At 65.5% G+C, this 18,104-nt stretch carries 19 protein-coding genes; 7 read left to right on the top strand and 12 right to left on the bottom strand.

Annotated elements, in window-relative coordinates; all coding sequences use genetic code 11:
- Positions 1–150: 150 nt before the first annotated feature.
- The 5 genes from mtnA to ligA form a co-directional block, all read right to left on the bottom strand.
- Complete coding sequence (mtnA, locus tag HFK18_RS12485; protein WP_180166472.1) at positions 151–1,215, bottom strand: S-methyl-5-thioribose-1-phosphate isomerase; 1,065 nt, start codon at positions 1,213–1,215, stop codon at positions 151–153.
- A gap of 46 nt (positions 1,216–1,261) precedes the next feature.
- On the bottom strand, positions 1,262–1,996 hold the full coding sequence (locus HFK18_RS12480; RefSeq protein WP_180166660.1) for a DUF3011 domain-containing protein: 735 nt from the start codon (positions 1,994–1,996) through the stop codon (positions 1,262–1,264).
- 137 nt (positions 1,997–2,133) lie between these two features.
- Entirely contained in the window at positions 2,134–3,090 is a 957-nt protein-coding gene (gene epmA / locus HFK18_RS12475) for an EF-P lysine aminoacylase EpmA (RefSeq protein WP_180166471.1), read from the bottom strand.
- The gene (locus HFK18_RS12470) at positions 3,087–3,572 is read right to left on the bottom strand and encodes a GNAT family N-acetyltransferase (protein WP_025876917.1); all 486 of its coding nucleotides are present in this window, start codon (positions 3,570–3,572) and stop codon (positions 3,087–3,089) included. Before HFK18_RS12470 ends, epmA begins: the two co-directional genes overlap by 4 nt.
- 51 nt (positions 3,573–3,623) lie before the next feature.
- Positions 3,624–6,095, bottom strand: coding sequence for an NAD-dependent DNA ligase LigA (gene ligA, locus HFK18_RS12465; RefSeq protein ID WP_180166659.1), 2,472 nt, complete (start codon positions 6,093–6,095; stop codon positions 3,624–3,626).
- 182 nt (positions 6,096–6,277) lie between these two features.
- Here ligA and HFK18_RS12460 point away from each other — a divergent pair, with 182 nt between their 5' ends.
- Positions 6,278–7,402 carry a pyridoxal phosphate-dependent aminotransferase gene (locus HFK18_RS12460; protein ID WP_180166470.1) on the top strand — a complete coding sequence of 375 codons (1,125 nt, stop codon included), beginning with the start codon at positions 6,278–6,280 and terminating at the stop codon, positions 7,400–7,402.
- Between the two features lie 77 nt (positions 7,403–7,479).
- Here HFK18_RS12460 and zipA read toward each other — a convergent pair whose 3' ends face one another.
- Together zipA and smc are read right to left on the bottom strand one after the other, a co-directional pair.
- Positions 7,480–8,217: a cell division protein ZipA gene (zipA, locus tag HFK18_RS12455; protein ID WP_100552946.1), complete on the bottom strand. Its 738-nt coding sequence runs from the start codon at positions 8,215–8,217 to the stop codon at positions 7,480–7,482.
- 46 nt (positions 8,218–8,263) lie between these two features.
- Positions 8,264–11,767: a chromosome segregation protein SMC gene (gene smc / locus HFK18_RS12450; protein ID WP_180166469.1), complete on the bottom strand. Its 3,504-nt coding sequence runs from the start codon at positions 11,765–11,767 to the stop codon at positions 8,264–8,266.
- A 310-nt stretch (positions 11,768–12,077) separates the two neighbouring features.
- Between smc and HFK18_RS12445 the strand changes: the two genes are divergently transcribed.
- Together HFK18_RS12445 and HFK18_RS12440 are read left to right on the top strand one after the other, a co-directional pair.
- Positions 12,078–12,686 carry a DUF1963 domain-containing protein gene (locus HFK18_RS12445; protein WP_180166468.1) on the top strand — a complete coding sequence of 203 codons (609 nt, stop codon included), beginning with the start codon at positions 12,078–12,080 and terminating at the stop codon, positions 12,684–12,686.
- Positions 12,687–12,695: 9 nt separating this feature from the next.
- A complete protein-coding gene (locus HFK18_RS12440; protein ID WP_180166467.1) occupies positions 12,696–13,130 on the top strand; it encodes a hypothetical protein in 435 nt (144 codons plus the stop codon).
- Between the two features lie 127 nt (positions 13,131–13,257).
- On the opposite strand, the gene rplI is transcribed toward HFK18_RS12440, so the two are convergent.
- From rplI to HFK18_RS12420, 4 genes are all read right to left on the bottom strand, one after another.
- Complete coding sequence (rplI, locus tag HFK18_RS12435) at positions 13,258–13,710, bottom strand: 50S ribosomal protein L9 (protein ID WP_089236101.1); 453 nt, start codon at positions 13,708–13,710, stop codon at positions 13,258–13,260.
- 105 nt (positions 13,711–13,815) lie between these two features.
- On the bottom strand, positions 13,816–14,046 hold the full coding sequence (rpsR, locus tag HFK18_RS12430; protein ID WP_002804494.1) for a 30S ribosomal protein S18: 231 nt from the start codon (positions 14,044–14,046) through the stop codon (positions 13,816–13,818).
- Positions 14,047–14,057: 11 nt separating this feature from the next.
- On the bottom strand, positions 14,058–14,495 hold the full coding sequence (gene rpsF, locus HFK18_RS12425) for a 30S ribosomal protein S6 (RefSeq protein ID WP_025876882.1): 438 nt from the start codon (positions 14,493–14,495) through the stop codon (positions 14,058–14,060).
- Between the two features lie 212 nt (positions 14,496–14,707).
- A complete protein-coding gene (locus HFK18_RS12420) occupies positions 14,708–15,253 on the bottom strand; it encodes a CbrC family protein (protein ID WP_180166466.1) in 546 nt (181 codons plus the stop codon).
- A gap of 29 nt (positions 15,254–15,282) precedes the next feature.
- Here HFK18_RS12420 and HFK18_RS12415 point away from each other — a divergent pair, with 29 nt between their 5' ends.
- Complete coding sequence (locus tag HFK18_RS12415) at positions 15,283–15,516, top strand: hypothetical protein (protein WP_180166465.1); 234 nt, start codon at positions 15,283–15,285, stop codon at positions 15,514–15,516.
- Positions 15,517–15,577: 61 nt separating this feature from the next.
- Here the strand turns inward: HFK18_RS12415 and HFK18_RS12410 are convergent, their stop codons facing one another.
- Positions 15,578–15,916, bottom strand: a complete 339-nt coding sequence (locus HFK18_RS12410; RefSeq protein WP_033831500.1) for an iron-sulfur cluster assembly accessory protein — start codon at positions 15,914–15,916, stop codon at positions 15,578–15,580.
- Positions 15,917–16,046: 130 nt separating this feature from the next.
- Between HFK18_RS12410 and asnS the strand changes: the two genes are divergently transcribed.
- Genes asnS through HFK18_RS12395 form a run of 3 tightly spaced genes read left to right on the top strand, consistent with a single transcriptional unit; the run spans position 16,047 to position 18,096 of the window.
- The gene (asnS, locus tag HFK18_RS12405; protein WP_099820767.1) at positions 16,047–17,441 is read left to right on the top strand and encodes an asparagine--tRNA ligase; all 1,395 of its coding nucleotides are present in this window, start codon (positions 16,047–16,049) and stop codon (positions 17,439–17,441) included.
- Positions 17,442–17,474: 33 nt separating this feature from the next.
- Complete coding sequence (locus HFK18_RS12400; RefSeq protein ID WP_006376524.1) at positions 17,475–17,774, top strand: hypothetical protein; 300 nt, start codon at positions 17,475–17,477, stop codon at positions 17,772–17,774.
- A gap of 7 nt (positions 17,775–17,781) precedes the next feature.
- A complete protein-coding gene (locus HFK18_RS12395; protein WP_180166464.1) occupies positions 17,782–18,096 on the top strand; it encodes a hypothetical protein in 315 nt (104 codons plus the stop codon).
- Positions 18,097–18,104 lie beyond the last annotated feature (8 nt).

The raw sequence follows: 18,104 nt of genomic DNA, 5'->3' as shown, positions 1-18,104 counted from the left end.
ATTCTACCACACGGGGCCGTTTTCCGCCTGCTTTTACGGTGATTTTACCGGCACAAATCAGGAACTTAGGGGTTTGCCGGCCAGCGGCCGGCACTACCGGACGCTGGGCCGGGGCGCTTTCCCGTGGAAAGGCTCCCGCCCCTGCCCGCGTCAGCCGCCGAAGGCGGCGCGCATGTTCTCCGCGGTCGGGTTCAGGATCACCCCCCGCTCGGTCACGATGGCATCGATCAGCTCGCCCGGGGTGACATCGAACACCGGGTTCCAGGCAGCGATGCCCTCGGCCACGGTGCGGGTGCCCCCCACGCCGTACAGTTCGCCCGGATCGCGCTGTTCGATCTCGATCTGGCTGCCGTCCACGGTATCCATGTCCACCGTCGAGGACGGTGCCACGACCATGAACTTCACCCCGTGGTGGCGGGCCGCGATGGCCAGCTGGTAGGTGCCGATCTTGTTGGCGGTATCGCCGTTGGCGCAGATCCGGTCGGCGCCCACGATCACCCACTGCACGGCACCGGTCTTCATCAGGTGCGAAGCGGCCGAGTCGGCGATCAGCGTCGCGTCGATGCCATCCTGCTGCAGCTCCCACACGGTCAGGCGCGCACCCTGCAACCACGGCCGGGTCTCGCCGGCGAACACCCGGGCAATGCGGTCCTGGGCCATCCCGGCGCGGATCACGCCCAACGCCGTACCGAAGCCGGCGGTGGCCAGCGAACCGGTATTGCAATGGGTCAACACGCCGCTGCCGGCCTCGATCAGGCCGGCACCGAGGGCGCCCATATGGCGGTTGGCGGCCAGGTCTTCTTCAGCGATGGCCTGTGCCTCGGCCTCCAGCAGCGCCTTCCAGTCGGCACCGGCGGCACTCAGGCAACGCCGCATGCGTGCCAGCGCCCAGGCCAGGTTCACCGCAGTCGGGCGTGAGGCATTCAGCCGCTGCAGCGCCGGTTCCAGCTGCTGCAGGGCGTGCGCGCCGTCGGCGGCCTGCACATTACGTGCGGCCAGCACCACACCCCAGGCGGCAGCGATGCCGATGGCCGGCGCACCGCGCACGGTCAGGGCGTGGATGGCGGCGGCCACCTCATCGCTGTCATGGCAGGCCACATGCTCGACCACGAACGGCAGCTTGCGCTGGTCAAGCAGTTGCAGGGCATCGCCGGTCCACAGGATCGGGCGGATGTGGTCGTAGCGGGCGTAGTCGAGGTCGGTGGCAGTGTTCATGGGCCCATTGTAGGGCCACGCCACGCGCGGATGGATCCTGTCCGGATCAGTTCACCGAGAATTCGGCGCGGCAGCCGCCGTCGACCCAGATGCCGTTGCGGTTCCAGCCCCAGGTGCTGCCTTCCTCGCACGGGGTGCTGGAAAGCTGGTTGGAGATGGTTGCGCTGGTGGAGATGCTGGCGCCACAGAAGCGGCGCTTCTTGGACTTGGATTCGCAGGTCAGCCGGCGCGGCATGTCGACGAAACGGCCCTGCTCGTCGGCCACCTCGAAGTCACCCTGGCAACCGCGGGTGGTCCATACCTCATTGCGCTTGTAGCCCCAGCCCTGCCCTTCCCGGCACGGCAGCACCGACAGCTGCCGCAGCAACCGCACCGGCGCACCATCCAGGCGCACCGGGCAACTCTGCGGGCGACCATTGGACTCACAGCGGACGACCCGACGCACCAGACGCTTGCGACCCTCGGCCGACGGCGCCGCTGCATCCGTCTCGGCCGGGCGCGCGCGGAACTCGGCACGGCAGCCCAGGGTCACCCACACACCACTGCGGTCGGTGCCCCACTCGCTGCCACGGATGCAGCTGTTGCTGGACAACTGGCGGATCAAATCGACGCCGTTGCTGACATCGATATCACAGTGCACCCAGCCCATGTCGCGGGATTCGCAGGTCACCACTTCGCTGTCATAGCCAAGCGACTGCGCCGATGCGGTCGACGGAAGCAGGCCACCCCATATCGCCACGGAGTACATCGGTGCCGCTACGACCGCGAACCACTTGACCAAAGCCTTCCCCATGAATGGATGAACCACGACGCAAGTGTGCGGTATCGGCTGTGATAAGAGCATCATCGTGCTTGCTGAATCAAGCGCGACAAAACGCTTTTTCGTTCAGCCTGCCAGGTCCATGCGAAATCGTCGGGTCATGCGTGGGCGAAATCGAATGCAAGTACATCTGCAATGCGCGGTGTACGGTGCATCGCCATCAACAGGCGATCAATGCCAACGGCAACGCCGGCACAGCCGGGCATCAAAGGCAGTGCATGCAGCAACGCTTCATCCAATGCGGGCTGTACCTGTCCGCGCGCGTGGCGGCGCTGCAGGTCATGCTGGAAACGCGCGCGTTGTTCAGCCGCATCGTTCAGTTCGTGATAACCGTTGGCCAGTTCCACCGCGCCCAGGTACAGCTCGAAACGCTCGGCCAACGGCGGTGTGCCGGCACGGATGCGCGCCAGTGCCGCCTGGCTGGCGGGCCAGTCGTGGACGACGGTCATGACCGCGTCATCGAAATGCGGTTGGATACGGTGGGTCATCAACAGATCCAGCCAGTCATCGCGGGTCAGGCCCACCGGATCGATGTGCACTTCGCCCAGCGCGGCGCGCAGCACTGCCTCATCGGCATCGAACGGGTCCACGCCTGCGTGCTGCTGGAACAGTTCGCGATAGCTCAGCACACGCAACGTCGCGCTGCGACCCACCAGCGCCAGCGCCTGCCCCACCAGTTCTGCGGTTTCCTGCAGCAGCCGATGGTGGTCCCAGCCAACCCTATACCACTCCAGCATGGTGAACTCGGGATTGTGGCGGCCACCTGCTTCGCCATTGCGGAACACCCGGCCCAGTTCATAGCAGTCGCCCACGCCGGCAGCGAGCAGTCGCTTGAGCGGAAACTCCGGCGAGGTGCGCAGCCAGCGGCGTCGACCGCCCGCATCGACGTGGCCGCTGAAATCGGTGTGGAAGCTGTCGATGTTCGGCTCGGTGTTGCCCGCCACCGACAGGATCGGCGTTTCCACTTCCAGCACGCCGCGCTCGGCGAAGAAGCGCCGCACCAGCGCATTGAGGGTGGCGCGCTGTTGCAGATTGCGCAGCAGCGCCTCGCTCACAGGATGCCCTCCGGGCGCGGATGGTCCAGCGGCAGGGTCAGCAGATCGCGGGTGTCATCGATGTAGCCGCTGGCCAGGTACAGGCGACGCGCCAGTTCGTTGTGATGGTTGACCTCCAGCCGCAGCCGGCTGACCCCGCGCCCCCGCGCGCGCTGTTCGCAGATGGCCAGTGCCCGCTTGCCACGGCCACGACCTCGCGCGCGATGGCTGAGATAGAGCTCGTCCAGCAGCATGAAATGGCCGCCCTGCTCCAGGCTGAAGCCCATCGCGATCACCGCATAGCCAACGACAGCTGCGGCCTCATCCAGCCACAGCAGCACTTCGCCGTTGCGCGGATCGGCCAGCAGCGCATCGACGCCACGGCGCACGCGCGCATCGTCGAATTCGATCTTGTCTTCGGCGTAGAAATCGCGCATCAGCGCGATCAGCAGTTCCTCGTCGGCACGGGTGGCCAGGCGGAAATCCAGCGGAGCGGTCTGCATCAGTGTTCCTTTGCGGTTGCGTGCCGGGCGCCTGCGCACCCGGCCGATTCATCATTCGTGTTCGGCGAAGTAGGCCAGCAGTCGCTCTTCATCCCACACCGGAACGCCCAGCGCTTGCGCCTTGTCCAGCTTGGAACCCGCCTCGGTGCCGGCAACCACGAAACTGGTCTTCTTCGACACGCTGCCGGACACCTTGGCGCCCAGCGCCTCCAGGCGCTCCTTGGCCGTATCGCGATTGAGCTGGGCCAGCGTGCCGGTCAGCACCACCGTCTGCCCGTCCAGCGGGCCGGCCACCACTTCGGCCAGGGCCGGTGCGCTGGCCAGGATGTGTTTCATCTCCACCTCGGCCGCCAGCAGCATCGCGCCATGGCCCTCGCTGTCCAGCCAGTCAGCGACGCCGCGCGCGGTGTCATCGGGCAGGCCGGCGTTGACGAACTGGCCGTGCTCGGCGTCCAGCACCGATTGTGCGTTGGGCAGTGCGGCGACCAGCTTCTCGGCACGCAGGCGGGTGATGCCGGGAATCTCCGCTTCAACCAGCAGTTGGGCCAGGTCAAGACCTTCGCGCAGCTTTGCGCTCGGCGGGTGCACGTCGCTGATACGTACCTGCCCCACCTGCAGCAGTGCATCGATGGCCTGCTGGTTGCCTTCCTGTTCGAAGAAGTGACCCAGCGAACGTGCCACCTCGCCACCGATATCCGGAACGCGCTTGAACAGCGGCCACGGCAGACGGCGGATCAACGCCAGATCGCCAAACCACTGTGCCAGCGCCTTGGCGGTACTTTCGCCGACGTGCTCGATGCCCAACGCGAACAGCAGCCGTTCCAGCGTCGCATCACGGCTGGCGTCGATCGCAGCAATCAGGTTGTCGGCCCACTTGGTAGCGATCTTCTTCGTGTTCCATTCGAAGGCTGCCGGCTGCGCCAATGCCTGCGCGCGCCATCCCGCATCGTTGCCATCGAGCTTCAACACGGCGTTGAGCACCGCGCCGCTGCCTTCGGCCGGCAGGTGCAGTTTCAGGCTGGCTGCGAGTGCCGAAGGGTCTTCAGCATCCAGCACCAACTTCAGGTGCAGCAGCTGGTCACGGGTGAGGCGGTACAGATCGGCCACGCTCTTGACGATGCCGGCGTCCACCAGGGTTTCGATGTACTTGTCGCCAAGGCCGTCGATATCCATCGCACGTCGCGAGGCGAAGTGGGCGATGGCTTCCTTGCGCTGCGCCGGGCAGGACAGCTCGCCCGAGCAGCGCCACGCGGCGGCCCCCTCCTCGCGCACGATCTCCGAGCCGCACACCGGGCAGCTGGTCGGCATCTGCCAGGGCGTGGTGCCCGCAGGGCGTCGGTCGAGGATGACGCTGACCACTTCCGGGATCACATCGCCAGCACGGCGCACGATCACACTGTCGCCCACGCGCACGTCCAGCCGTGCGATCTGGTCGGCGTTGTGCAGGGTGGCGTTGGAGACGATCACCCCAGCCACCGCGACCGGCGCAAGACGTGCCACCGGGGTGGCAGCACCGGTGCGGCCGATCTGGATTTCGATGGCTTCCAGCGTGGTGCTCTGTTCCTGCGCCGGGAACTTGTGCGCGATGGCCCAGCGTGGCGCGCGCGAAACGAAGCCCATGGTCTGCTGGCCGGCGCGGTCATCGAGCTTGTAGACCACACCATCGATATCGAATGCCAGGCTGTCGCGACGCTCGCCGATGTCCCGGTAATAGGCCAACAGGCCGTCGCTGCCTTCCACCACCTTGCACAGGTCGCTGACCGGGAAGCCCCATTCGCGCAGCTGTGCCAGCGTACCCGAATGCGTATCGGGCAGCTCACCGCCCTGCACGTCACCGGTGCCGTAAGTGAAGAAGCTGAGCCTGCGCTGCGCGCTGATCTTCGGGTCGAGCTGGCGCAGCGAACCGGCGGCGGCATTGCGCGGATTGGCCAGCACCTTGCCACCGTGCAGGCGCGCGCGCTCGTTGTAGGCCTCGAAGTCGGCGCGGGCCATGTAGACCTCACCGCGCACTTCCAGCACATCCGGCCAGTCCTTGCCTTTCAGACGCTTGGGGATGTCGCCGATCTCGCGCAGGTTGGCGGTCACGTCCTCGCCGGTGCTGCCGTCGCCACGGGTGGCACCCAGCACGAAATGGCCGTCCTCATAACGCAGGCTGATCGCCAGGCCGTCCATCTTCGGTTCGGCGGAAAAACGCAGGGTGCCGCGGCGCAGACGCTCATCGATGCGGCGTACGAAGTCAGCTACTTCCTCATCGCTGAAGGCATTGGACAGCGACAGCATCGGCACCGCATGGGTGACTTCGGCGAAGCGCCCCGACGGGCGGGCGCCCACCTGCTGGGTCGGGCTGTCGGCACGGGCGAGATCGGGATGCTCGCGCTCCAGCGCCTCCAGCTCACGCACCAGACGGTCGTAGTCGACGTCGGGGATCTCCGGCGCATCCAGCTCGTGATAGGCGCGGTTGGCCTGGGCGATCTGCCGGCGCAGGTCTTCGGCACGTTCGGCGGGGCTGGGGCTCATCGGAATCCGCGGGTTCTGGGATGGCCGGGAATTCTACCGCGCCTGCGCGTCAAGCCCTGTCTGTAGCGTCGAGCCAAGCTCAACGGGCGGCGAACAGCAGTCGAGCGTGGCATCGGCTCCACGCAACCGCTTGCCGGCACTCGCTGCCAGCGCTAGCGTGCGTCGGTCGCCCTTCAGGAACCGCGCCTGTGACCCTGCCCGCCTCCCGCCGCCACTTCCTGCAGCTGGCCGGCGCCGGCCTCGCGCTCGCCAGCAGCGGCCTGCCCCGGTCGGCCCAGGCACAGCCGGCGACCGTGGCCCCGCCAAACACCAATGAAGGCGCGGTGCTGCTGAACTTCAACGAATGCCCCTACGGCCCCTCGCCCGCCGCCCAGCAGGCGGCACGCGACAGCATCGCCAGCTGCGGCCGTTACCGTTTCGCCCTGGCCGGAGAGGTGCGCGATGCCTTCATCGCCCAGGCCGGCATTCCCGCCGACCACGTGCGCCTGTATCCGGGCTCCAGCGAGCCGCTGAACCGCGCGGCGACGCTGTGGACCGGCCCGCAGGCGGGCCTGGTGGTGGCCGACCCGACCTTCGAGACGCTGGGCGAGATGGCAGCCGCGCGCGGCGCTCATGTGCAGAAGGTGCCGCTGCGCAGCGATGGTGCGCACGACCTGCGCGCGATGGTGGCCGCCGCGCACGCGCGACCGACCGGCCTGCTGTACGTGTGCAATCCCAACAACCCCACCGGCTCGATCAGTCCCCCCGACGAGCTGGCCTGGCTGCTGGCCAACAAGCCCGCCGGTACCCGCGTGCTGCTGGACGAGGCCTACCTGCAGTACAGCGAACAGCCCAGCCTGATTGCACAGGTGGCCCGGCGCGATGACCTGATCGTGCTGCGTACCTTCTCCAAGCTGTACGGCATGGCCGGACTGCGCCTTGGCGTGGCGGCGGCACATCCCGAGCGCCTGCGCGAGCTGGCCAGCCTGGGCGAGAACCCGCTGCCCGTGCCCGCACTTGCAGCGGCACTGGCCAGCCTGCGTGACCCGCAGCTGGTTCCGCAGCGACGCCTGCAGAATGCCAAGGCCCGGCAGACCACCATCGCCTGGCTGGGCAAGCGTGGCTTCGACTGCCTGCCGACGGAAGCGAACTGCTTCGTGGTGGATGTGCAACGTGACGGCGCGGCCTTCGCCAAGGCCATGGCGGACAACGGCGTGGTGATCGGCCGCAGCTGGCCGATCTGGCCGCAGCGCGTGCGCGTGACCGTGGGCACCGAAGAAGAGATGGCGCGCTTCCGCAGCGCGTTCGCGAAGGTGGCGGGCGTACCGGCGTAGACCGCATCCACGCATGGCGTGGATCTACTGGTCTGGTGGGTGCCGACCGTTGGTCGGCACGCCAGGACCTGCTGCGCTTACCAGCGCGGGGTCTTTGTCAGCGGCGGGGCCTGGTGCTGGCGGTCATAGGCGCGCAGCTCATCACGGATATGGGCGATGCGCTGGCGACCGAGCGCGTTGCGGCCGTCATCCAGTACCACGCCATCCAGCAGCTCGGCCATGCGCTGCACGGTCGGCAGCATCTTCTCCCAGGCGTCCAGCGCGGTCAGCGGCGCCGGCAGGGTCAGGAAGAAGGCGATGGCCGGGGTTTCCATGGCGCGGATGTTGCCCATGTCGAAGCTGCCCGGCTTCATGATGCTGGCCATCGAGAAGATCGGGCCACGTTCGGGATGACCCTCGACCAGCCGGTGGAAGACATTCATGTGGCCAAACACCAGGCCGGTCTTTTCCGCGGCCACGACGATGTCTTCGCCACGAAGCTGTTCGCCGGCGCGGGCGGCCACGAACAATGAAACGATCTTGTCGAAATCCTGGGTCGCGCGCTTGCCGAGGTCGCTGGCCGCGCCATCGACGTCGGGCAGTCCCAGTTCGGCCTGCTCGACCGCATCGCCCATGCCAGGCTCGACGCGGGCATCGGCCACGGGCACGCCATCCTCGCCCAGCACCGGCTCGCGGCGCTCGCCGCTTGCCGGCTCGGCGCTGTCCAGACGACGGCCCTGGGGCTTCTTCTTGGGACGGCCAAACAGGAAGATCGCAGCGACCAACAGCAGGCCGGCGGCCAGGATGCCGATGCGCAACAGTGCCGTGTCGGACATTCGTTAGGTTCTCCGGCTAGTTCATTCAGGTAACTAGGATGGCACGTCAGGCCGCGCCCGCCAATCGCGCGGCTTCTTCCAGGTCCACGCTGACCAGGCGGCTGACGCCCGGTTCGCGCATCGTCACGCCCGACAACTGGTGCGCCGCTTCCATCGTGGCCTTGTTGTGGCTGACGAACAGGAACTGCACCTTCTCGCTCATTTCCTTGACCATGTTGGCCAGGCGGCCGACGTTGGCTTCATCCAGCGGAGCATCCACCTCGTCCAGCAGGCAGAACGGCGCCGGGTTGAGCTGGAAGATCGCAAACACCAGCGCCACGGCGGTCATCGCCTTTTCGCCACCGGACAACAGCGAGATGCTCGACACCCGCTTGCCCGGGGGGCGCGCCATGATGGTCACACCGGTGTCGAGAAGGTCTTCGCCGGTCAGTTCCAGGTAGGCGTGGCCGCCACCGAACAGGCGCGGATACAGCGCCTGCACACCGGCATTGACCCGATCGAAGGTGTCCTTGAAACGGCCGCGGGTCTCGCGGTCGATCTTGCGGATCGCATCTTCCAGGGTCTCCAGCGCCGTGGTCAGATCAACGTGCTGGGCGTCCAGATACTCCGAGCGCTGCGAGGCTTCGCCATATTCGTGGATCGCGGCCAGGTTGACCGGCTCCAGCCGGCGCATGCGGCCATCGATCTGGTGCACGGCTTGTTCCCAGTCGCCCAGGCGCGCCTCTTCGGGCAGCGTGTTGATCACATCCTGCAGCACGAAACCGGCCTTCTCCACGGCGCCCTGCAAGGTTTCGGCACTGAGCACCAATGCCTGCTGGTCCAGCTTGCGCTGCGAAATGCGCTCGCGCTGGGCCAACGCCTGCTCGTCGCGCTGGTGGCGGGTCTGCTCGTAATTGCGCAGCTCGGCGTCGATGCCATCCAGCAGCGTGCGCGCTTCGGTCAGCACGCGATCAGCACGTACTCGCTCTTCCAACGCGTTCTGATGCTCTGCCTGCAGCGACTCGACCGGTGTATCGCCTTCGTCCAGCTGCGAATGCAGTTCGCCCAGGCGCGAATCCAGCTGGCCACGCTGGGTGTTCATGCGTTCCAGTGCCTGGCTCAACGAGGCCACCTGGGCACGCTGCGATTCCAGGGTCAGCGCCAACGCGTGCGAACGCTCGCGCACCGCACGGGCGGCGTCGCGGGCCAGATCACGCGCCTCGGTCAACTGACGGCGTTCGCCCTCCAGGCCCTGCCGGTTCGACTCCAGGTCGCCCATGCTGTTGACCGCATTCTCCAGCCGCGAACGCGCTTCCCGCGCCTGCTCGCGATTGATGTCCAGGGTCTCCAGCAACTGGCTGAGCTCGCCTTCGATGCGGTCGATGCGTGTGCGTGCCGCCTCGACCTTGCCCTGCTGGCCCTGCAGCTGGCCGGCCAGTTCGGACACCGCGCGGTGCGCCAGGTACAGCGCCCGCTGCGCATCCTCACGCTGCTGTTCGGCGGCCAACAGGTGCTCACGGAAACCGGCCAGCTGTTCTTCCAGTTCGGTTTCGCGCGACTGCAGCTGTTCGATCTGCTCGCGCAGTTCATTGATTTCGCGTTCGCGCAGCAGCGCGCCCTGCTTGGCAGCGCCGGAGCGCGACACGCGCACCCAGCCCTCGCCCAGACGCTCACCGCCCTGGGTGATGATGGAATCGCCCTCAGGCAGGCTGGCCTGCAGCGCATTGGCTTCGGCCAGGTCGCGCGCACCGTGCAGGCGCGCAAGCAGGCGACGGATCGGCGCCGGTCCACGCACACGTGCAGCCAGCGAGGTTGGTGCGACCTTCAGGTCCGCGCCATCATTGGCCACCAATGCAATGCGGCCTTCGCCCAGCTCGCCCAATGCATCGACCAGGCTGGCCGGATCATCGACCAGCACGCCTTCGATCAACTGGCCGAGGGCGCTTTCCACTGCATTTTCCCAGCCGGCATCGACATCCAGGCGTTCACCCACGCGTGCGGCCGAATCCAGGCCACGCGACTTCAGCCACGCCACCGCCGCGCCCTGCTCCTGGCCGAGTGCGGCCTGCTGCAGGGTTTCCAGCGAGGACAGGCGCCCACGCAGGCCATTGACCTGCTTGCGCAGCTCGGCCAGTTCGTTCTGGCCGTTACGTTGCTGCTCCTGCACGGCGGCAACACCGTGCTTGCGCTCCTCGACCTGTTCGGTCAGCTCATCCAGCGCGGTCTTCTGCGTCTCGTGCTGCAGGTGCAGCTGCTCGAAGACCTCGTCCAGCGCATCCACGTCCAGGCCAGCGCGCTCGGCCGCCAGTGCTTCGCGGCGACGATCGGCATCAAGGATCTGCTTGTCCAGGTAGTCCACGCGGGTGCGCTCGACCTCACCGGCGCGCGAGGCCTCCGAACTCTGGGAGGTGTGCTGCTCCCAACGCTGCTGCCAATCGGACAGCCGCGTTTCGGCCTCGCGCAGGCCTTCCTGCTTGATCTCGTTCTCTTCCTGCAGCGCTTCCAACTGCGGGGTGGCCGCATCGACCGCTTCGCGCAGCACCATCAGCTTGGCTTCGTCACCACTGATGTGCTGGCCCAGTTCGGCCAGTGCCTGGCGGGTTTCATCGCGCGCCTTGTGCAGGCGCTGCGACAGTTCGCGCTGGTGCTGGATCTGCTGTTCGAGACGGGCCAGCGTGCTGCCCACCTGGTAGACCTCGGCCTGCGCGGCATTGAGCGCGTCTGCAGCCTCCTCGCGACGCACACGCGAGGTCTCGATCCGCGCCTCGGCGTCACGCTGGTCGGCGATCAGTTGCTGCAGCTTGGTTTCTTCCTGCGACAGGCCTTCGCGCAGCTTGGACAGGCGACCATCCAGGCCGCGGTATTCCAGCGCCTTCCACTCCGCGTCCTTGACCCGGCGCTCTTCCTGCAGTGTCTGGTACTGCTCGGCCTGTTTGGCCTGCCGCTTGAGGTGTTCAAGCTGCTTGGTGATTTCCTCGCGCAGGTCGCCCAGGCGGTCCAGGTTCTCGCGCGTGTGGCGGATGCGGGTCTCGGTTTCCTTGCGGCGCTCCTTGTACTTGGAGATGCCTGCAGCCTCTTCCAGGTACACGCGCAGGTCTTCCGGGCGCGCCTCGATGATCTGGCTGATCATGCCCTGCTCGATGATCGAGTAGCTGCGCGGGCCCAGGCCGGTGCCGAGGAACAGGTCGGTGATGTCGCGGCGGCGGCACTTGGTGCCGTTGAGGTAGTAGTTGCTGCTGCCGTCACGGCTGACGGTGCGCTTGACCGAGATCTCGTTGAACGAGGCGTACTCGCCGGAAATCGTGTGATCCGAGTTGTCGAAGATGAGCTCGACGGTGGCCTGCGACACCGGCTTGCGGGCATTGGAACCGGAGAAGATCACGTCGGTAAGCGAGTCACCACGCAGGCGGCTGGCCGAGCTCTCGCCCATGACCCAGCGCACCGCATCGATGATGTTCGACTTGCCGCAACCATTGGGGCCCACCACGCCGGTCATGTTGGTCGGCAGGTGCAGGGTGGTCGGATCGACGAAGGACTTGAAGCCGGACAGCTTGATCGTGGAAAGACGCATGGCGTGATTGGGTTCCGGGCAAGGGCCTTACGGCCGCCACCATAGTGGATGTCAGGTCAGCCAGCACCTCAAGCCCTTGATTTCAAAAGAATTCAACAAGGCCAAGGGTGACGCAATGGAATGAGTATAGCGGGGCGAATGTTCCACGGGCGGGATGACGGGCGGGGAAAGCATCTAGCCGCCACCCGCTTTACGTCGAGATGTCGCTTTAAGGCCACACATATGCCTACCGTTTCAATCAAATAATTGATTCATATGGATATTTTTCAAAAGTCTCGCCGACCAACGGTCGGGGCGGCAATATTGGCGGATGAATAGAGCTAGCCAGCCCTTCTATCGAGAGCTGAGGTTCGAGAATCCCGGCCAGGCTTTGGATCTCGCTTTCCTGGGCGGTAGTCCGTACCTCTCTGTCGGCTCTGCATGGCCCTGCGAGACCAGCGGCAAGGCGATGCTTCATCTTGCAAGCCTCCCTGCATCGTTCATCCAAACGCACGTTCCGCAGGTCAACATCAAAGCGAATCTCTGCATATCGATTTTCACGCCCTATGACGTTCGGGACGATGCCTATATCGAGGCTGCATTGCAGGCTGGCGGGCGGGTCATCGCCCATCTGCCGAGCGACCACAGCGTATCCAGCGCCAAGCACGCATTTACCCCACGCCTGATCAGCACTGAGGCAATTCCCGCCCCGGACAGCGCCGATAACGGAATCGCCAAGATTGGGGGCATCCCTGCATGGCTTCAGGAACACAGCGCTGAAGGAGAGGAGTTCATTCTCCAGATCAACAGTTCCCGCTTGAACCGGGCAGCGCCGACGCATCGAGGAATTCTTGTCGGTGGGATGGGCTATCTGTTGCTTGATCGCAACATTCCCTCACCTTCGACAGACTGCGGACGATTCGTCATTCAGACGACTTGAGCAAGCCCAATGCAGATACAGATCAGCGGCCAGTATGGCGATCCCCAGTCAGGAAACCTCTTCTTCCCACTTCAGCAGCGACTGAATACCTGCTTCGAGCACCATGTAACGGGGAACTACTTCCAAACCATCACAAGCCTGGCTATAGGCCTTCGCGTCTCCGGAAAGATCCAGGACTTCGAATCAGAGGGGCCTGAACGATTGAAGCTGTTCCTCAAGAAGCATCGGATGACGATGGATCTGGTCTACGCCCGCCAGCCATGGGAAACGCGCAGCAGAACCATCCTCGCGCCTGTCGTGTCACACGATATCGCCTGTTGCCTCGGCATGATGGTCGAACGCGCGCGTCGCGCAGGAGAACTCCTCCAGCACGATCAATTACGAACCGATGTTGCCAATGCGCTCGCAGATTTTGAACGCCACTTCCTGCAAGTCGCTTCGTAGCAAGGGCTGGTACTGCAAGGCAACCAGTCGAGCATGGCTCGACTCTACAAATCCAACATTCGCCCAAAACAAAACGGGCACCCTTGCGGGCGCCCGTTCTGGTGATACCAGGCCTTGCGGCGTGGGATCAGGCCTTTTCGGCTTCAACCACGACCTTGACGGTGGTCTCGACGTCCGCGTGCAGGTGCACCAGGACTTCGTACTCGCCAATGTTGCGGAAGGCGCCTTCGCCCAGGATGACTTCGCTCTTGCTCAGCGGCAGGCCGGCAGCGGTGAAGGCATCGGCGATTTCGCGCGCGCCGACCGAGCCGTACAGCTTGCCTTCGGTCGAAGCGTTGGCGGCGACGGTCACGCTCGCGCCTTCCAGCTTGGCCTTGCGGGCTTCAGCGTCGGCGTGGATGGACTGGGCCTTGGCTTCGTAATCAGCGCGCTTGGCTTCGAACTCGGCCTTGTTGCTCTCGGTGGCCGGAACGGCCTTGCCCTGCGGCACGAGGAAATTACGGCCGTAGCCCGGCTTCACGTCGACCAGGTCGCCGAGGTTGCCGAGGTTGGTGACTTTCTGCAGGAGGATCAGCTGCATGGTATTGCTCCAGATAAGTTATTCGTTAGCGAGGCGCGGGCCCCGCAACAAAGGCTGTCCGAATAGCTGGCACAGCGGGGGCAGCGCGGAGCTGCTCCGCCGGCATCAGACGTCGTGGTTGTCGGTGTACGGAATCAGGGCCAGGAAGCGAGCGCGCTTGACGGCGGTCGCCAGCTGACGCTGGTACTTCGACTTGGTACCGGTGACGCGGCTCGGCACGATCTTGCCGTTCTCGGTCAGGTACTGGCGCAGGGTGTTGAGATCCTTGTAGTCGATCTCCTTGACACCTTCGGCCGTGAACTTGCAGAACTTGCGGCGACGGAAGAACTTGGACATGTCAGTGCTCCTTAGGCGGCCGAAGCGGCGTCGTCGCCGGCATCGTTGTCAGCGGCGGGGGTGGTTTCGCCTTCTTCGTCATCACGACGACGACGCTCACCACGCTCGGGCTTGTCGCCCTTCTCGTCCTTGCTCTTCATGATCAGCGACTGCTCGGTGTCAGCCTCGTCACGCTTGATGACCAGGTTGCGCAGCACGGCGTCGTTGAAGCGGAAGCTCTCGGTCAGTTCGGTCAGAACGGCCTGGTCGACTTCGATGTTCAGCAGCACGTAGTGCGCCTTCACCAGGTTCTGGATCGGGTACGCCAGCTGGCGGCGACCCCAGTCTTCCAGACGGTGGATGGTGCCGTTGCCGTTCTCGACCAGCGACTTGTAGCGCTCGATCATGGCCGGGACCTGCTCGCTCTGGTCCGGGTGGACCATGAACACGATTTCGTAATGACGACTCATGTTTTTCTACCTTTCGGATGTGGCCTTGCGGCCGGACAGCCCCCCGCCGTTGATACCGCGGTGGGGCAAGGGATCCTGCCAGGGAGGCAGGAAGCCGCGCATTATGGCGCAGATGGGGGGCGTGAACAAGGCAGGGACCTTCAGGGGCCAATGAGGGGCCGCAGGCAGCGCCCCGAAATCCAACCAATTTCCTTGAAATTCAACAGCCTGAACTACGCCAGATCAACATGAAGCCGGTGCTGGCCACACTCCAGGCACTGAAACAGGCAACCGACCATCTGCCCCTCGCGTGTCAGGTGCTGCAGCACCCAGTCGGCATCACGCGGGTTGACCGCCGCCACGTCGGGCCGGACCTCCTCCAGGATCGGCGCCAGGTCATCGCTGCCGGCATAGCCCAGGAACGCACAAGGAGTATTGCAGTGGGTCAGCCAGACCGGCTGCTGCCAGGAGAAGTAACCCGGGGTACGCTCGCAGATCTCCAGCAACTGCTCGCGGGGAATGGTCGGTGGCGGATCGGCCGGGTCCGGCGACACGCCCTCGATGTCGCTCCAGCCGATGAAATCGCCCTGGAAACGTTCAACCGCCCGGCCGTTGGCGATGCACCAGGGACACAGATAGCCCGGCGCATCGCCGGCACAATAGAACGTGCACAGGTAGCGCAGCGCCCGCGGCTCGCCACAGCAATCGCAGACACCCGCCACCTCCTCGAAGGAGATCGCGTAGGCGTTGGGAGAATAGGCAAAAACCGGTCGTTCCATCCGTGGATCCTCTGCGCTAACGTCCAGCCATGGACCGCCTTAAACGAATCCGACACTGGATCAACCGCGACAATGGCCGCCTGTTCCGTGTGGGCAACGGCCCGATCAGCGGCGCTACGGCCCTGGGCTTTCTGAGCTTGGTGACGGCACTGCTGATGCATCTTCTGCACGACGCCACAGGGCTGCCAGGCGCCTATGCAGCGGCCTGCCTGATGACGGGCGGCGCGTTGTTGGCCTGGGATGCCTGGCGCAACCGCCGCTGACCAGGGCCTGGGGCGCCCCAACGTCCGTGCCGACCAAGGTCGGCATCTACCCAATCGGGGCTCAGGCCTTGTCGGCGTCGGTGGTGAAGCTCTCGCCGCAACCGCACTCGGCGGTGGCATTCGGGTTGCTGAACGTGAAGGTCTCGCTCAGGCCGTGCTTGCCGAAGTCGATCACGGTGCCGTCCACCAGGGCCAGGCTCTTGGCGTCGACGTAGATCTTCACCCCGTCCTGGTCGAACACGGTGTCGTCCGCGCGCTCGTCGCGGGCCAGGTCGGTGATGTGGCCCCAGCCCGAGCAGCCGGTCTTGGTCACGCCAAAACGCAGGCCCAGCGCGCCGGGGGTCTGGGCGACGAAGCGCTGCACGCGCTCGAAGGCAATAGGGGTCAGGCTGACAGCCATGGTGGATCACTCCAGAGGTACCGGGACATTATAGGGAGCCGATGACCGCAGAAATGCCTCGCAAGCAGAACGCTGCAACCGGTAAACTCCCGTGTTCAGAGATCGAGTCGATCAGCAGAGGATTCAAGTCATGACGGTGGTCAGCGTTGAACATGCGCTTGCCGGGAAGATCCCGGAAGGTGGCGAAGTCACGGTACGCGGTTGGGTGCGCACGGTGCGCGGTTCAGCAAATCTGGCTTTCGTGAATGTGACCGACGGCTCCTGCTTCGCCCCGATCCAGGTCGTGGCCGGCGACGCGCTGGCCAACTTCGACGAGATCAAGCGCCTGACCACCGGCTGCTCGCTGGTGGCCACCGGCACCCTGGTGAAGTCGCAGGGCAAGGGCCAGTCGTTCGAGATCCAGGCCAGCGCGGTCGAGGTGGTCGGCTGGGTCGAAGACCCGCTCACCTACCCCATCCAGCCCAAGCCGATGACGCCGGAGTTCCTGCGTGAAGTGGCGCACCTGCGCCCGCGCACCAACCTGTTCGGCGCAGTCACCCGCATCCGCAACTGCCTGGCCCAGGCCGTGCACCGTTTCTTCCACGAGAACGGCTTCAACTGGATCAGCACCCCGATCATCACCACCTCCGATGCCGAAGGCGCCGGCCAGATGTTCCGCGTGTCCACCCTGGACATGGTGAACCTGCCGCGTGATGCACAGGGCGGGATCGACTTCAGCCGCGACTTCTTCGGCAAGGAAACCTTCCTGACCGTGTCCGGCCAGCTGAACGTCGAGGCCTACTGCCTGGCGCTGAGCAAGGTGTACACCTTCGGCCCGACCTTCCGCGCCGAGAACAGCCACACCACCCGCCACCTGGCGGAGTTCTGGATGATCGAGCCGGAAATCGCCTTCGCCGACCTGGCTGAAGACGCACGCCTGGCCGAAGAATTCCTGAAGTACCTGTTCCGCGCGGTGCTCAACGAGCGCGGCGACGACCTGGCCTTCATCGCCGAGCGCGTGGACAAGAACGCGATCACCAAGCTGGAAGACTTCATCAACGCGCCGTTCGAGCGCATCGACTACACCGATGCGGTCGCCCTGCTGCAGAAGTCCGGCAAGAAGTTCGACTTCCCGGTCGAATGGGGCCTGGACCTGCAGACCGAGCACGAGCGCTGGCTGACCGAGGAACACGTCGGCCGCCCGGTGGTGGTGACCAACTACCCCGAGCACATCAAGGCCTTCTACATGCGCCTGAACGATGACGGCAGGACCGTCGCCGCGATGGACGTCCTGGCCCCGGGCATCGGCGAGATCATCGGTGGCAGCCAGCGCGAAGAGCGTCTGGATGTGCTGGATGCACGCATGGCGCAGTTCGGCCTGGATCGCGAGCATTACAGCTGGTACCGCGATTTCCGCCGCTACGGCTCGGTACCGCACGCCGGTTTCGGCCTCGGCTTCGAGCGCCTGGTGGTCTACGTCTGCGGCCTGTCCAACATCCGCGATGCGATCCCCTACCCGCGCGCCCCGGGCAGCGCGGACTTCTAAGCCCACACGCCCGACCACGGAGGTACTGCCCCCATGACCCTGTTCTTCGCCCTGTGTTTCGTCGGCGTGGCAGTGGCCGGGTTCAGTGCCTTTGTGATCTTCTGGCCGCTGACCCTGGTGCATGTGCGCGACCGCCATCCGGCGCTGGCGCAGCGCTTCGGCAGTGGCGCCTTCCTCAAGCCCGATGCGCTGGGCTGGCTGCTGCGGCGCGAATACCGCACCCAGCCGGACCGCTCGCTGTCCGGGCTGGCGACGCCCGCCTGGGTATCGCTGCTGACCCTGCTGGCCGGACTGGGCATGGCTGCCCTGCTCTGGCTGGCCTCGCTCTGGTAAGACACACATGAACGACCTTTCCCACGCCCGCGACAGCTGGTGGCTGGCCAGCCTCGGCAACACCCTGATCTGGGCACGCCTGCGCATCCGCGAGGCCGGCACCGCCGAAGTGCTGGACAGCGATGGCAATACACTGAGCTACGACAGCGAAGACACCGCCCGCTCGCAGCTGTTCGACGCCGAGTTCGTCGAATACGACGGCCTGGACGAAGAAGATGCGCTGGTACGCGGCTTCTCGCTGCATGAAGTGCAGCCACCGCAGGCGGGCAGTGACGAAGGCCTGCGCGGACGCATGGTGCAGTCGCTCGGCAGCCGCGCCTGAGGCCAACC

The sequence above is a fragment of the Stenotrophomonas sp. SbOxS2 genome (genome assembly GCF_013416715.1).
Taxonomy (GTDB): domain Bacteria; phylum Pseudomonadota; class Gammaproteobacteria; order Xanthomonadales; family Xanthomonadaceae; genus Stenotrophomonas; species Stenotrophomonas lactitubi.
The sequence above is the reverse complement of the archived record's forward strand: the minus strand, read 5'-3'. Positions and strand labels throughout refer to the sequence as shown.